At 60.6% G+C, this 14520-nt stretch carries 11 protein-coding genes; 2 read left to right on the top strand and 9 right to left on the bottom strand.

From position 1 onward, the window contains the following. Positions 1 to 2: 2 nt before the first annotated feature. Positions 3 to 839, bottom strand: a complete 837-nt coding sequence (locus tag J2Y90_RS05660) for an amino acid ABC transporter permease (protein ID WP_083353854.1) — start codon at positions 837 to 839, stop codon at positions 3 to 5. Continuing rightward, the gene (locus J2Y90_RS05655) at positions 836 to 1657 is read right to left on the bottom strand and encodes an ABC transporter substrate-binding protein (RefSeq protein ID WP_253497324.1); all 822 of its coding nucleotides are present in this window, start codon (positions 1655 to 1657) and stop codon (positions 836 to 838) included. The genes J2Y90_RS05660 and J2Y90_RS05655 overlap by 4 nt, the downstream gene beginning before the upstream one ends. A gap of 113 nt (positions 1658 to 1770) precedes the next feature. Here J2Y90_RS05655 and J2Y90_RS05650 point away from each other — a divergent pair, with 113 nt between their 5' ends. After that, complete coding sequence (locus J2Y90_RS05650; protein WP_253497322.1) at positions 1771 to 2673, top strand: homocysteine S-methyltransferase family protein; 903 nt, start codon at positions 1771 to 1773, stop codon at positions 2671 to 2673. Positions 2674 to 2794: 121 nt separating this feature from the next. On the opposite strand, the gene J2Y90_RS05645 is transcribed toward J2Y90_RS05650, so the two are convergent. From J2Y90_RS05645 to J2Y90_RS05635, 3 genes are read right to left on the bottom strand one after another with little or no spacing between them, the layout of a single operon-like run. Then, complete coding sequence (locus tag J2Y90_RS05645) at positions 2795 to 3466, bottom strand: GNAT family N-acetyltransferase (RefSeq protein ID WP_253497320.1); 672 nt, start codon at positions 3464 to 3466, stop codon at positions 2795 to 2797. Between the two features lie 12 nt (positions 3467 to 3478). Further along, positions 3479 to 3925, bottom strand: a complete 447-nt coding sequence (locus J2Y90_RS05640) for a GNAT family N-acetyltransferase (RefSeq protein ID WP_253497318.1) — start codon at positions 3923 to 3925, stop codon at positions 3479 to 3481. A gap of 10 nt (positions 3926 to 3935) precedes the next feature. Continuing rightward, positions 3936 to 4559: an FMN-binding negative transcriptional regulator gene (locus J2Y90_RS05635; protein ID WP_253497316.1), complete on the bottom strand. Its 624-nt coding sequence runs from the start codon at positions 4557 to 4559 to the stop codon at positions 3936 to 3938. 93 nt (positions 4560 to 4652) lie between these two features. On the opposite strand from J2Y90_RS05635, the gene J2Y90_RS05630 reads away from it, so the two are divergent. Continuing rightward, complete coding sequence (locus J2Y90_RS05630; RefSeq protein ID WP_253497314.1) at positions 4653 to 6206, top strand: PLP-dependent aminotransferase family protein; 1554 nt, start codon at positions 4653 to 4655, stop codon at positions 6204 to 6206. Here J2Y90_RS05630 and J2Y90_RS05625 read toward each other — a convergent pair. The 4 genes from J2Y90_RS05625 to J2Y90_RS05610 form a co-directional block, all read right to left on the bottom strand. Next, entirely contained in the window at positions 6163 to 10770 is a 4608-nt protein-coding gene (locus J2Y90_RS05625) for a dermonecrotic toxin domain-containing protein (RefSeq protein WP_253497312.1), read from the bottom strand. The two genes, J2Y90_RS05630 and J2Y90_RS05625, sit on opposite strands and share 44 nt — an antisense overlap. Positions 10771 to 10901: 131 nt before the next feature. After that, complete coding sequence (locus J2Y90_RS05620) at positions 10902 to 11933, bottom strand: histone deacetylase family protein (RefSeq protein ID WP_253497310.1); 1032 nt, start codon at positions 11931 to 11933, stop codon at positions 10902 to 10904. Between the two features lie 257 nt (positions 11934 to 12190). Further along, positions 12191 to 13186 carry an AraC family transcriptional regulator gene (locus J2Y90_RS05615; RefSeq protein ID WP_253497308.1) on the bottom strand — a complete coding sequence of 332 codons (996 nt, stop codon included), beginning with the start codon at positions 13184 to 13186 and terminating at the stop codon, positions 12191 to 12193. A gap of 166 nt (positions 13187 to 13352) precedes the next feature. Continuing rightward, positions 13353 to 14357 carry an asparaginase gene (locus tag J2Y90_RS05610; RefSeq protein ID WP_253497306.1) on the bottom strand — a complete coding sequence of 335 codons (1005 nt, stop codon included), beginning with the start codon at positions 14355 to 14357 and terminating at the stop codon, positions 13353 to 13355. Positions 14358 to 14520 lie beyond the last annotated feature (163 nt).

The following is a 14520-nucleotide window of genomic DNA, read 5'->3' as shown; positions in this document are numbered from 1 at the left end:
CTTCAGCCACGCCGCACATACGCCTTGCCGTAATGCCGCTCCATCCGTGCCTGAATCAGCTCCAGTCCGATCGACATCAGCCAGTAGATGATCGCCGCCGTGGTGAGCATTTCGATGTAGCGATAGCTTGAGCGCCCGTAGGACTGGGCGAGAAACATGACTTCCCAGACACCCATCACCGAGATCAGCGACGAGTCCTTGAGCATCGAGATGAACTGGTTGGTGGTCGGCGGGATAATCGTGCGCATGGCCTGGGGCAGGGTGATGCGCCAGAAGATCACGCTTTCGCGCAGGCCCAGCGCCAGCGATGCTTCGCGTTGGCCGTGATCGACACCCAGAATGCCGGCGCGGAAGATTTCGCTCAGGTAGGCGCCGTAGTTCAGCGACAGGGCAATGATGCCGGCGACGATGGCGCCGGGGACGATGCCCAGTTGCGGCAGGCCGAGGTAGATCAGCAGGATCTGGATCAGTAACGGCGTGCCACGGAAGAACGAGGTGTAGAAACTGGCAATGCCAAACGCCACGGCGCTGTTCGACAGGCGCGCCAGCGCGGTAATGAAACCGAGCAGCGACGAGGCGATGATCGAGCAGGCGCAGAGGAACAGTGTCAGCGCTGCGCCTTGCAGAAAGCCGTTGGGCGCGAGCTTCAGGCCGACCAGGTTGGGCAGTTTGTCGAGGATGATCGCGAACTTCAGGTCGAAGCTGAGGAAAAATCCGGCAAACAGACAGAACAGCGCAGCCCACGTCAGGTACAGGCGCGTACGGAACCCGAAAAGCTTTTGCAGGCGGGTTTCAGCCACCGGTTGCGGTGGCTGTGGCGGGGTTGGAAAAGAACTCATTGGCTGATGTCGGCGCCGATCCATTTCTGCGACAGCTTGCTCAGGGTGCCGTCCTGTTTCAGTTGGGCGAACACTTTGCGCACCTTGGCGTCCCACTGCGGATCACCCTTCTCGATGGCCACCGAATTGGGCTCCGAGTAAAGCGGTTCGCCGGCCAGTTTGAAGCGCTGGTCCTGGTTCAAACGCGGTTGTGCGGTGACCAGATTGGTGAGGATCGCATCCAGACGCACGCCGGCGCCCAGGCCCAGATCCTGGAAGGCGACGTTGTCGGTGTCGTACGGAGCGATCTGCACATCCTCGAACGGATACTGCAACTGCGTATCCTCGGCGCCTTCGATCACCAGATTCTTGTTCAGATAACTTTCATAGCTGGAGGCGCTGGTCAGGCCGACTTTCTTGCCGCTCAGGTCCTTGGCACTGTGGATGCGATCGTCCTTGGCGTTGACCACAATTACCGCCGGCGAAGCGTAGTACTCGACCGGGAAGTCGAACACTTCGGCGCGGGCCTTGCTCGGGGTCATCGAGCAGATGCAGATGTCGTAGCGCCCGCTCCAGCGGCCGGCGGCGATGACGTCCCAGGACGGGGTTTCCAGACGAAGTCTGACGCCGAGTTTATCCGCCACCGCTTTGGCAACGTCGACATCGAAACCGTCGAGTTGATTCTGCTCATTGAGAAACGAGAAGGGCGGATAGCTTTCCATCAGCACGCCGACCAGCTCTTTTTTCTGTTCGACGCGGTCCAGCGTCGCGCCGCCGAAGGCTTGGGTGGAGGAGGCCAGAATGGTCAGGCCCAGGGCCAATAGCGGTTGGAATTTCACAGTCGATCCCTGTTGAAAAAAGAGGTTGTTATTAACCGAGTGGTGCGTATTAAATAGTTATAAGAACGACTCTGATAGTGAGTTATTTTCATAAGCATATGAGTGAAAAGCATATGGGCGCAGCAGGAACGGTCATTCTCGATGGCGGCATGGGCCGTGAGTTGCAACGCGCCGGAGCGCCATTCCGTCAGCCCGAGTGGTCGGCGCTGGCGCTGAGCGAAGCGCCGCAAGCGGTTGAAGCGGTGCATGCCGCTTACATCAGCAGTGGCGCCAATGTGATCACCAGTAACAGTTACGCGGTGGTGCCGTTCCACATTGGCGAGGCACGCTTTGCCGCTGAGGGGCAGGCCTTGGCAGCCTTGGCGGGGGAGTTGGCGCAGCGTGCAGTGCAGGCTTCGGGCAAAGCCGTACGGGTGGCCGGTTCGTTGCCGCCGTTGTTTGGCTCGTACCGTCCGGATCTGTTTGAAGCCGATCGGGTAAGCGAATTGCTGACGCCGTTGGTCAACGGTCTGGCCCCGCACGTTGATCTATGGCTGGCGGAAACCCAGAGCTCGATCGTCGAGGCGCGGGCCATTCACGCCGGGCTGCCGCAGGATGGCAAACCGTTCTGGCTGTCATTCACCCTCAAGGATGAAGATACCGATGAAGTGCCGCGCCTGCGCTCCGGTGAGCCGGTGGCTGAAGCGGCGGCGGTGGCGGCTGAACTGGGTGTCGAGACGTTGTTGTTCAACTGCAGCCAGCCTGAAGTGATTGGCGCGGCCATCGACGCGGCGCGCGCAACGTTCGAGCGTCTCGGCGTGAACATCAACATCGGCGCGTATGCCAATGCGTTTCCTCCGCAACCGAAGGAAGCCACGGCCAACGATGGGCTTGACCCGTTGCGTGATGATCTTGATCCGCCAGGGTATCTGCACTGGGCGCTGGACTGGCAACAGCGCGGCGCCAGCCATCTCGGCGGCTGCTGCGGGATCGGGCCGGAGCATATTGCGGTGCTGGCGCAGGAACTGCGTCGATAAGCCTGACCCCGGCAATTGTGGGAGCGAGCCTGCTCGCGAAAGCGGTCAGTCAGTCAACATTTGCAGTGACTGACACACCGCTTTCGCGAGCAGGCTCGCTCCCACAGGGTATTTGAGAAATTCAGCTACGGCACTCGGCCAAGCCTATCACTTGGCCATCGGGAGTCTGGTTTTCATCGCTCAGCCAGCGCTCGAACCCGGCAGCAATCGCCGGCCATTCCGAATCCAGAATCGAATACCACGCGGTATCGCGGTTCTGCCCCTTGACCACCATGTGCTGGCGAAACACCCCTTCAAAACTGAAGCCCAGGCGCTCGGCCGCATATTTGGAGCGGGCGTTGCCGTTGTTGCACTTCCATTCCAGGCGCCGATAACCCAGCTCGAACGAATACTTGGCCAGCAGATACACCGCCTCGGTGCTTTTCGGCGAGCGCTGCATCGGCGCGCCGAACGTGACGTGGCCGATTTCGATGCGGCCCTGCGCCGGGACGATCGACATCAGGCTGAGAATGCCCTGGACCTGATTGGTCGAACGGTCGATGACGCTGAAGAAATACGGGTCGCTGTTGGCCGCATGGTTGTTCAGCCAGGCGTTGAACGCATTGCGCTCGCGAAACGGCCCGTAAGGCAGATAATCCCAGAGTTTCGGATCGGCCCCCGGCCCTTCGAGGGCAGCGTAGAGTTGATCGCCATGGCGCGCCGGGTCGAGTTTCTCCAGACGAATGAAGCGGCCGTCGAGCAGGGTGGTGGAGGGGGCGGGGACGCCTTTCCAGTCAGCGAGTGAAGCGGTCATGTGCGCGTCTCCTTAAAGGGCTTGGCGAAACTGAATGAGGCCTGGGCGTTCGGCGATGCGCTCGTAGAGCTGGATCGCGGTCGCGTTGGTTTCGTGGGTCAGCCAGTGGACTTTGCAGCAACCATCGGCCTTGGCGGTAGCGTAGACATGTTCGATCAACAGGCGGCCGACGCCGCTGCCCCGGGACTCCGGCACCACCAACAGATCTTGCAGGTAGCAGGAGTTTTCGATGCTCCAGTTCGAGCGATGGTAGATGTAATGCACCATGCCCAACGCTTTGCCATCGGCCCAGGCGAGGGCGGCGTGGGTCGGTTCATTCGGGTCGAGAAAGCGCTGCCAGCTGCTCTGGGTGACGGCGTCCGGCAGCTCGGTGTTGTAGAAGCGCAAATAGGCTTGCCACAACGGCAGCCAGGCATCGTGGTCGTCGGCGCTGACCTGGCGAATGTCGATCTCAGTCATGGTGATTTCCTTAGCGCATCAAGCGGGCGAGGGTTTGATCGTTGGCGTCGGAGCTGGCGGCGAGGCCTTCGCGCACGCCGGCAATGTCTGCGGCGCTGCGGTTCTGGCTGAGCTTGCGTTTGCCTTCGAGGCGGTCGATGGGAATGGCGAAACCTACGATGGCCTTGAGCATGCCGTCGATGTAATCGGCTGGTGCATCGTTGACCGACCACGGCTGAGCGCGGCCCGCTTCATGGCGGTCGGTGAGGGTGCTGACGATGTCGAGCAGGCGCCCACCATCGCTGAACGTTTCGGCATGGCCATAGGCGTGCACGGCGATGTAGTTCCAGGTCGGCACGACTTTGCCGTGTTCGGCTTTGCTCGGATAAAAGCCCGGGCTGACGTAGGCGTCTGGGCCGGCAAAGATCAGCATGGCCTCGGCGCCGTCACGCAGGTCTTTCCACTGCGGATTGGCCTTGGCCAGATGCCCATAGAGCGTGCCGTATTCGCCTTGTTCGCGATGCAGCAGCACCGGCACGTGACTGGCTTGCAGTCCGCTCTCACCATGGCTGACGAGAATGGCCAGGCGCGTGGCGAGGATCAGTTCGTGCAGCTGGGACAAGTCTTCGATGGCAAAGGCGCGTGGTGTGTACATGGACAGATTTTCCTTGGCGAATGCCTGCATCCTAGGCAGGCTATTGGTCTGTTGTAAGAGCCATTGCCGAGCCATTTCACAGGTCCATTTGCCATGCCTGATCTGCCAATGTTGTCGATGCCGTTCAATCCGGCCGGAATCGAGCTCGATCGGCACCAGGGCTTGAGCCGCCAGCTCTATCAGGCCCTGCGTCTACGCGTGCTCGACGGACGTCTGGTCAGTGGCACGCGCTTGCCGGCCAGCCGCGACCTGGCCTCGGCCCTGGGAATTTCCCGCAACAGCGTGGTGCGCGCCTACGATCAGTTGTATGCCGAAGGCTTTATCGAAGGACGCGTGGGCGACGGCACCTATGTCGCGCAATTGGCTCAGGGAACCACGCCGAAGGAAAAACTATCCACAAATTCATCCACAGGCTTGTCAACAGGCTTACCCACAGCCTTATCCACAAATTGGTTGGATTTACCTGTGAATCCATCCAGCAGAGTTATCCACAGTGGCGGATTTTCCCGTATCGAAAAGCATCATTTGCCCCGACCTCCGAGCGGTCCACCGCGGGCATTTCGGGTGGGCGTTCCAGCGTTCGATCTGTTCCCTTTCGAGGTCTGGGCCAGGCTGAACGCGGCTTTCTGGCGCAAACCGGATATGCAGCAACTGTGTTACGGCGATCCGGCCGGTGACGCGCGACTGCGCACCATGATCGCGGCCTATCTGCGTAGTTCACGGGGCATGCACTGCACGGCTGAGCAAATTGTGATCACCAGCGGTGCGCAGCAGGGCATCAGCCTTTGTGCACAGCTACTGGTCGAGCCGGGGGATGGCGTCGCGATCGAGAATCCGGGCTATCGCGCGGCCGGGCATGCGTTTGCGGTGGCGGGGGCGCGCTTGCACGGTATTGCTGTGGACGCAGAGGGCATGGACTGCTCGGCGTTGTCGACCATCGGGGACTGTCGGGTGGCCTATGTGACTCCTTCTCATCAGTACCCGACCGGGGTGGTGATGAGCCTTGCGCGGCGCCTCGAACTGCTCGCCTGGGCCGAGCGCAGCCAGGGCTGGATCGTCGAAGATGATTACGATGGCGAATACCGCTACACCGGTGCGCCGCTGGCGCCGTTGGCGGCGCTCGATCGGCAAGGGCGAGTGCTGTATGTCGGTACCTTCGGCAAGGTTGCTTTTCCGGCGTTGCGCCTCGGTTATCTGGTGCTGCCTGCGGCCCTGGTCGATGCGTTCTCGCAGCGCCGGGCGGTGGATGTCCGGCATTCCGAAGTCAGCACCCAGGCAGTGATGGCCGAGTTCATGGCGGCCGGGCATTTTCAGCGGCACATCCGCCGGATGCGGCGTGCCGCGCTGAGCCGCCGTAATACCTTGCTAGACGGTTGGCCGGCGCAGATCCCCGGTGTGGGCCCTCTGCCTGCCGTCTCTGCCGGATTGCACCTGACTGTGGCGGTGGACGGCATCGCACGCGAGCAGCAGTTGATCGAGCAGGCTGCCGGCGTGGATGTCGAAATCAACGGGCTGAGCAATTACTGGCTGCCCGACTCTTTGACGTCACCCGACCAGCGCGCCGGTCTGGTGCTGGGCTTTGCGGCTGTGCCGGAGGTTGCGATCAAAGCGGCGCTGACTCGGTTACAACAGGTGTGGCGGCCGTGAAGAATACGGTTTCGGCCAGCTGACTTGAAAGAATCTCGCTGCGATGAATTTCGATCACCTGCTGATTATTAAGGCCGCGCAGGTCGTGCGCACCGCCGAGGCGACGCTGTGCCACGGTTTTCATATGTGCGGCGCCGATGGGTGTCAGCGGTGCATCGACACTGGGATAGTGAAAATGCGCATAGCACAGTACTTGCCTGGTTTTCGCGTCGCGTACTTCATATTCGTCGAGGAAGTCGTTGGCGTGTTTGCTCAGCTTGCGTCGAGTAACGGTTTTGGTGATCTGGACCTCGCCCTGGTTTTTCAGCCACTCGACCCCCGCTGCCGTCGGAGGTTGCTGTTTGATCATTTGACTGCGCAGGCTGGTGCCTTTCTTGTAGAGGCGGTTCGCGGTTTCGGTGAGGGTGTGACCGAGGGTTTCCGTCCCGGGCGACGAGCCGGCAGTGAGATTGCTGACCGTCAGCGCTTCATCGATTGCAGCGTTTGCCTTGCGCAGGCGAGCAGCGTATTTGTGATAGGCCTCTTCAATCTCCACCGGAAGTCGTTGGGCGCGTTTGATGCGGGCCTGGGTAAGCTGTTCGAATGCGGGCAGGTCATCGATCAGAGCCTGCGCCTGCTCGATGCTTTTTTTAAGATTCGGCCTCGCCCCGGCAGGTGTCGATTGCGTCTTGCCGTGTTCGACCCATTCCCCCGGTGACTTCTCATGAAACGTGGCGATCACCCCGGTCAGCTCGCTGCGCACTTCGACCAGATCGGTGTCCTGGCCATCAATACTCTTTTTTCGTTCGCCGACCAGGGTGCCTTTGAATCGGGTCTTGATGATTTTTCGGTTGGAGGCAGAGCCTGAAGAAGGTCTCGACGGGCCGGGCTGTGGATCGAGCAAGTGTTTGTTACGTAACAGATCGGCCAGCCGCCTGTCTGTTTGGGCCTTGAACTCCATCACTCGAGTGCGCACGTGCCCCAGTCGAGCGGTCTGAATCTGCTCGGGAAACTCCGCGGCGAAATCGGCAAAGCGTTGATCCACAGAGGTAAATTGCTGCGAGACGTTGCTCAGGGCGTCGATTCGTTCGCGCAGATTACTGAGGCTCTCGTCGGCAGTCAGATTCAGCGAACTCTGAATATTCAGCGCAGCGTCTTCAATAAGACGTTCCAGTGTCTGCTGCGCATCGGCGCGCTTCGCTGTTTCGCCGGGCTTGATGCAAATCTCCTGACCAAAGCTGATCTGCAGCAGTTTGAGATCATTCAAATCGTAGGTCGGCAGCGCCTTTCGATAAGTGGCAAGGGTTTCTACGGCGTCTTTGCCAAGCAGTTCGAGCTCCCCAAAGCGGCTATGCGCCGACTCGATCTTGTCGATGATGCTCTGGGTCTGATCGGTCATTTGTTCACAGGTCTGGACAAAGGCCTGTCGCTCGACGCGGGGGTCCTGCGCAATCATCGCCATCGCCTTCGCTACATTGGCCTGGTAGTCGGTGGAATGCTGGCTAAGCCATTCCTGGCCAAGAAACAGCTGCATCTCCAGCCGCTGGATCATTGTCGTGCGGTAGTTGGGTATGTCCTGCAGGAGGTTCAATGCCTTGATTTTCTCGATGTTCGCGCCGTAGTCGCTGTTTTGCGCATCGAGGGTGTCCAGATAGGCTTGGCGTGCCGCGGCAAGGTCTTGTGGCTGGGCATTGAGCATTGCGCTGTGGGCCTGATCGAGTCGGGTCTGTTTGTCCTCCATGGTCAGGTCGAAAGCGTGGAGTTCGACGCCCAGCTTTTTCGCCTGCCTGTCGTTTTTGCTCTTGGCTTCCTTGCGCCGATTGCGCAGCCCGCCTCCGCGCAGACGCAAGCGCATGTCGATGATCCATTGACCGCCTCGGGTTCGGCTCAGCAAAGGACCTGCCCGTGGCGGTTGCTGACGCGAGTCGATGATCTGCACGTCTTCGTTGTCATTGATCTCCACTTCAAACCAGCGTTTGCCGACCGGCGCATACCACTTGTTCTGATCTGCATACAGGTGCTGATGCCGACCGGTGCTGGCGGCTTCAGCGAGCCCTTCGGGTTTGGCGACCATGAAACGATCCAGCAAGGATGCCAGCGCCAGGGGCGAGCGCATCAGCGCGGCCATGGCGTTGACAGAGGACTCATGGGCAGCGGGCAGTTCGGTGTTGGTGATGTCCGGCAAGCGCAGCGGTTTGACCGGCGCAGGACGCGGGGTTGTTGTCGGCGGCGCTTGCTCTGATTCGACAAAGGCCGATTCGGCGGGGGGCGTGTCGCCCACCGCCGCGCGATGAGCGAGCACCATGCCCAGCGCGAGGAAAATATCGGCCAGCGCCGTCCAGGCAAACTTGCCGGACTCTTGATTGGCGACGTCGCTGATCTCCTGCAAGTCGTCCATGATCTGCCAGATCCATGCCGCCGTGCCGACACTGCGACCCAGAAACGGCAATGCTGCATTGAACAGCATCCAGCCGCCGCTTTTGAGCGTGGCCCAACGTGATTCGGCATTGGAGACGGACTGGCGGTCGGCTTGAGTGATGACAGCCTGAACGTTAGTGGTGTGCAGGGTCGCCAGAGTGTCGCCTTCGAGGACGGCAGTGCCCAGAGCAACGGGGCCGGACATATCCAGGGAGGCAAGCGGGTTGACCAACAGTTGCGGGATCGTCCAGATCGACGGCAATTTGGCGGTAAACACGAATTGGCTGTAGTTGAATCGCACATCGTCCGGTAACCAGGCCAGTACCGATTCACGCAGTTGTCGCGAATGCCGGATCGAATACAGCAGGTTGGCATGACTGGGGTACTGCATCAGTGCGGTGTCGAACAGTGGCCGATAAAGCACACAGGGTCCTTTGCTGGCGTCGCGTGGGCCGATGATGAACATGTTGGTCACGGTGTCGACCGCTGAGCTCATGCGATGGGCTGCGAACGCCAATGGCCGGATGACGATTTCCTGCCCGTCGACCTGACGCCCCTCGGCACTGTTGTCGAGGGCGGCGACGACGTATCGGTAACCCTGCTCATCAATACCTGCTGTGCCACGGATCTTGTTTTGCAGTGCCAGCAGCGGCAGTTCGAGGACCAACTGACGGGTGTAGAGCGTCTGCAACGCAGCCGCCTGCACGGCATCGTCGACCAGCAGCTTCTTCAAGTGCGCAGGGTAGGTTTTGCCAATGTCTACGCTCCTCACCAGTTGCTCGACATAAGCCACGGTCATCCAGTCCGGCAGTGCACTGTCGTCCTTGTAGCGCACGGTTTTATTGCCCAGCGGCAGACCTGCCAGGTTTTGCAGGGCGAGCTCGGTCAGCGACAGGTTCCTGGTTTGAATATGGCCCGGCAAGACGAACGTGCCCCATACCTCGAGACTGGCGATGCTGATCTCGATGTTATCGACCTTCACGTCGCTCGCGGTCGGGTGGTCCTGGAGAATCTGCCGCGTCAGGGCCTCTCGAGTGAAGGTTTGCAGACTGGCGACCTGTGCCTGAAACGACCGGCCCTTGTTTGCATGCTGCAGTATCGTCAAGTCCAGCAGATAACGACTGAAAGTGGCCTGATCGTCGGGCGCGGCGTTGTCCAGCCAGGCTGGCAGCATCGGGCGCAGACGGTCGACATGGGATTTGATGGCGGGTGGCGGTTGCCGGGGGCGACCGGTGTGAGGGTAAAGCAGATCAAACGATGGCTCTTCAAAGAAATTGATCTCGCCGAGAGCATCGCCTTCCAGTGCGATCAGCGTGCAGGCCTGATGATCGAAGAAGTCGCCTTGCGGTTCCACCAGCCGCCACTTGAGCTTGTGGGCAGAGGTGCGTTGCCAGTATTTGCGCGGCAATGCTTTGCCGAGCTCATCCAGCGAGTCGAATTGCTGGAAGCCATGGATCACTGAATACGTCAGGATCATCGTGCGCTGTCCGACGGTCCCGATCACTACGGCGCTGTCCAGCAAGGTCAGGTGCCTGCCTTCCTTGCCGGCGGCTTCGCTCTGATCGAGGTCAATCAGGCAGGCACGGGTCTTGTAGGGATCGGCGAGCAAGCGCTGTTCCTTGTCCGGAGCCTTGAAAACGGCCTTGGCCATGGCCACTTGATCGGTATCCCAGCCGGGATGGGCGCCGACGTTCCACACGTTCCGCAGGGCGTCCGACATTTGCTGCCAGCGTGGCTGATTCGCCGCGGTGAATGCGCCCCAATAAGCGATATGTTGTTCTTTGAAGGACACGAACATCAGGGGCGCGAGTTCGTTGAGCAGGCGGCCGACGGCGTCGATCTTCACCGGTATCTGGATGGCCAGTTTGCCGGGCTGCAACGTCAGAAAATGCTCCGCATCGAGGTAGGTCACAGTGGTTCCGTTCAGCGAGAGCCGGACCAGAGCATCGGTCAGTGATTCGATCTGCTCGCGGCCGGGGACGATGCGCTGGTTTTCAATGACCCAGGACGGTGTCACCACCATGGCTTGCTGCGGATCGATGTCCAGCGAGGGGTACAACTCCTTGAGTGCCGGTTTCAGCGTTTTCGAGGCGACCTCGCGCAATGAAGGGCCGGTCATCAATTGAGTCACGACATCAACGGTATTGGGTTGGAGAAAGTCGGGCACGGGCAATTCCTGATCTGACGATAGAGATTCATGTCAGGGCAAGGTAGAGGTCACCTCGTGGCGGTGTGCGGTAGATAAATCTTGCGGGCAAAAAAAGACCCGCGAGTGCGGGTCGTCGCAGAGTTGCGCAGTTACTCAGCGCTTTCGAAACCTTCAAGGACGTTCACTGCGTTGATCCCGATTTCCTCCACCGCGTAACCGCCCTCCATCACAAACAGCACGGGTTTGCCAAGGGCGGCAATGCGTTTGCCCATCGCCAGGTAATCAGGGCTGTCGAGTTTGAACTGCGAGATCGGGTCGTCCTTGAACGTGTCGACACCGAGCGAAACAACGATGATGTCCGCGCCATAGCGCGCGATCTCTTCGCAAGCCTGATCGAGCGCCGCGCTCCACACCTCCCAACCGGAACCGGCCGGCAGTGGGTAGTTGAAGTTGAAGCCTTCACCGGCGCCTTCTCCGCGCTCGTCTTCATAGCCGAGGAAGAACGGAAATTCCGCTTCCGGGTGGCCGTGGATCGAGGTGAACAGCACGTCGCTGCGTTCATAGAAGATCGACTGGGTGCCGTTGCCGTGGTGGTAGTCGACGTCGAGAATCGCGACCTTCTGGTGGCCCTGATCGAGGAACGCCTGGGCAGCGATGGCGGCGTTGTTGAGGTAGCAATAACCGCCCATCAAATCCCTGGCGGCGTGGTGTCCCGGCGGACGGCACAGGGCGAAGGTCGCGCGTGCGCCACGCTGGATTTCAGCCTGCGCGGTAAGCGCCACTTGCGCCGCGCTGTAAGCCGCTTGCCAGGTGCCGGCAGTAATCGGTGCGCCGCCGTCGAAGCTGTAGTAACCAAGCTGGCCATGCAGGCTGGTCGGTTTGATCGCACGCAGTGTGCGCGCCGGCCAGGTGTAGGGCAGCAGATCGCCGTCGGTATTGAATTCGGTCCAGCGATCCCACGCGCTCTTGAAGAAGTCGAGGTAGTCGCGGCTGTGCACGCGTGCGATCGGCTCGAGACCGAAATCCTTCGGCGCTTCGACCGCTCCGAGGTTCTGCTGTTTTACCCGCTGCAGCACGTGATCGGCGCGGGACGGCATCTCGAAGCACGGCTTGAGCTGGCCATCGATGAGTTCGCAGCGGCCATGGTGCAGGTGGTGATCGTCCGAGTAGATCGTCAGCATATGTTGTTCTCCGCAGGGCTGATTCGGTTGCATCAGTGTTGCGGCGCGAAGTGAATCGGAGAACGTCGGGTGCGGCCAAAAGGGGATCGATATGGCCGAAACCTGTGTCCGCAATTCGCCCCTTGATAACGCGGGTCCAGGCATGGAATACGAACCCTTGCAGGAGTGAGCCTGCTCGCGACACCGGTCTGTCGGCCGCCCGAAGCGTTGGATGATAAATGGCTATCGCGAGCAAGCTCACTCCTAGAGGGGGAGCATCAATGCGGGCGAAACTGACTCGGCGCCACGCCGCTCCAGCGCACAAACGCATGGCGGAAACTCGCGGTCTCGCTGAAGCCCAGCGTTTCGGCGATCCGATAGATCGGCAACTGATCCTCGCACAACATCTGTTTGGCCCGCTCGAAGCGCAGTTCATCGAGCAGTTCCTGGTAGCTGCTGCCCATGTCTTTCAAATGTCGGCGCAAGGTCCGCGGCGAGCATTTCATTTGCTGCGCAAGGCCTTCGAGCCCCGGCGCAGCGTTCAACTGCGCGCTGAGCAACTTACGAATCCGCCCCAGCCAGGCCTGACGTCCGGTGAACTCCAGATTCTGCTTGCGGCAGCGTTCGGCCATGGCCTGATGGGTAATGGCGTCGGCCAGTGGCAACGGCTGATCGAGCCAATGGCGGTCGAAGGCGAACGCATTGTCTTTGGCTAAGAAATGCAGCGGCGAGTTGAAAGGTTCGGCATAGCTGTCGCGATAGTCCGGCGCGGCATGTTCGAAGCGCGTAGCGCGCAGCGGCAACCGATGGCCGAGCAAGTCGTCGCAGATGACTTTCAGCGACACCAGGCAAAACTCGGCGTTGAACACCGCCATGGCCGGGCTTTCGCGGTAATCGGCGGCGACGAACCAGACCTGCTCGCCATCGTCTTCCAGGCTCAGTTCGAACAGCGTGCCCAATAGCGCCGGATAACGGATCGCCAGACGCAAAGCGTCACCGAAGGTGGCACAGGTCAGCAGGGCGTAACCGAGCATGCCGTAACAGGACACATGCATGCGCCGGCCCAATTCGAGGCCGATGTCACGCTTGAGCGCGACCGCGTTGGTGCAGACCTGCATCTCCTGATGGGTGGTGATGCGCGTATCGGCACGCTGCAGATCCGCCGCAACAATGCCGCTGCCTGCCAGCAATGCCTCGCTCGACAGGCCTTCGGCCTTGAACGTGTTGAGGATCAGCGAGACCGCGTTGAGGGTGGTGAGGTGGGAGTGGAGCATGGGATCTTCCAGCCTGGGGGTGGCTGGAACGCAGCAAATTGCATGCCGTACGAGATCGAAATGTAGGAGTGAGCCTGCTCGCGATAGCAATGTATCAATAAACATTTATGGCGACTGACACACCGCCATCGCGAGCAGGCTCACTCCTACAGGGTTTTGCGGAGTGTCAGATCAGCTCACCACACAAATCCAGTTCGATCAGCCGACGCACTTCAACATTTTCCAGCCCGGCACCCAGCAAACCATGCAACTTGCCGAACGCTGCCTCACGGGTCATTCCGCCACCGGACAACACGCCAACACCGCGCAAACGGCTGCCAGCCTCGTAGACATCCAGCTCAACGCCGCCCTCATGGCACTGTGTGACGGCCACGACCACCACGCCGTTGTCCCGCGCGCGGCCAAGGCTGGCGAGGAACTCTGGGTTATCGCTCGGCCCGGTACCGCTGCCATAGCACTCCAGCACCAGACCTTGAACGCCGCTGTCGAGCAGGCCGTCGAGGACTTCGGCGCTGATGCCGGGGAACAACGGCAACACCGCAACCTTGGCCAGTTGCCTGGGCTGGTTGTAGTTCAGTGCGGCTGGAATCGAAGGCGCTTTCACGCCGCCGCCCTGACGCTCCAGGCGTTTGAACGGATGACGGCCAAGACTGCGCACTTTCGCGCAACGGGTCGGCGCAAGCAGTTCGCCGTGAAAGTACAGATGCACGCCCGGCGCCAGGCCTTGGCCGAGGGCGACCAGCGCGCCGCCGAGGTTTTCCCAGGCATCGCTGTCGGTCACGCCTGCCGGCAGCATCGAACCGGTGAAGCACACACGGGCGTGCAGGCCGAGCAGCTGGAAACTCATCGCCGCGGCGCTATAGGCCAGGGTGTCGGTACCGTGCAGGATCAGCACGCTGTCGCAGCCTTGCCCGTCCACGGCATCGACCACCGCTTCGCGCAGTTGCTGCCAGTAGGCCGGGGTCATGTTGGCGCTGTCGATCAGCGGCGACATCTCGCGAAATTGCCACTGCGGCACCACCAGCTCAGGCTGGCTGTGCAGGTAGTCACGCATCCGCGCTTCGAAACCGGACGCCGGGGCCAGGCCGTTGGCGCTGGCCTGCATGCCGATGGTGCCACCTGTGTAAAGCACCATGACGTGTTGAGCGGCGGGATAGGTCGACGAACTCATAGGATTCTCCGAAACGATGAGGGCCCTGTGGGGGCGAGCCTGCTCGCGATGGCGTCGTGTCAGTTAATCAAATGAAACTGACCAATCGCTATCGCGAGCAGGCTCACTCCTACAGGTTATTGCATCACAATAACCGACGGGCGCAGGGGATGCGCCCGTCATC

It is taken from the genome of Pseudomonas koreensis (assembly GCF_024169245.1).
Classification (GTDB): domain Bacteria; phylum Pseudomonadota; class Gammaproteobacteria; order Pseudomonadales; family Pseudomonadaceae; genus Aquipseudomonas; species Aquipseudomonas koreensis_F.
This window is presented reverse-complemented; position numbering and strand designations above follow the sequence as displayed.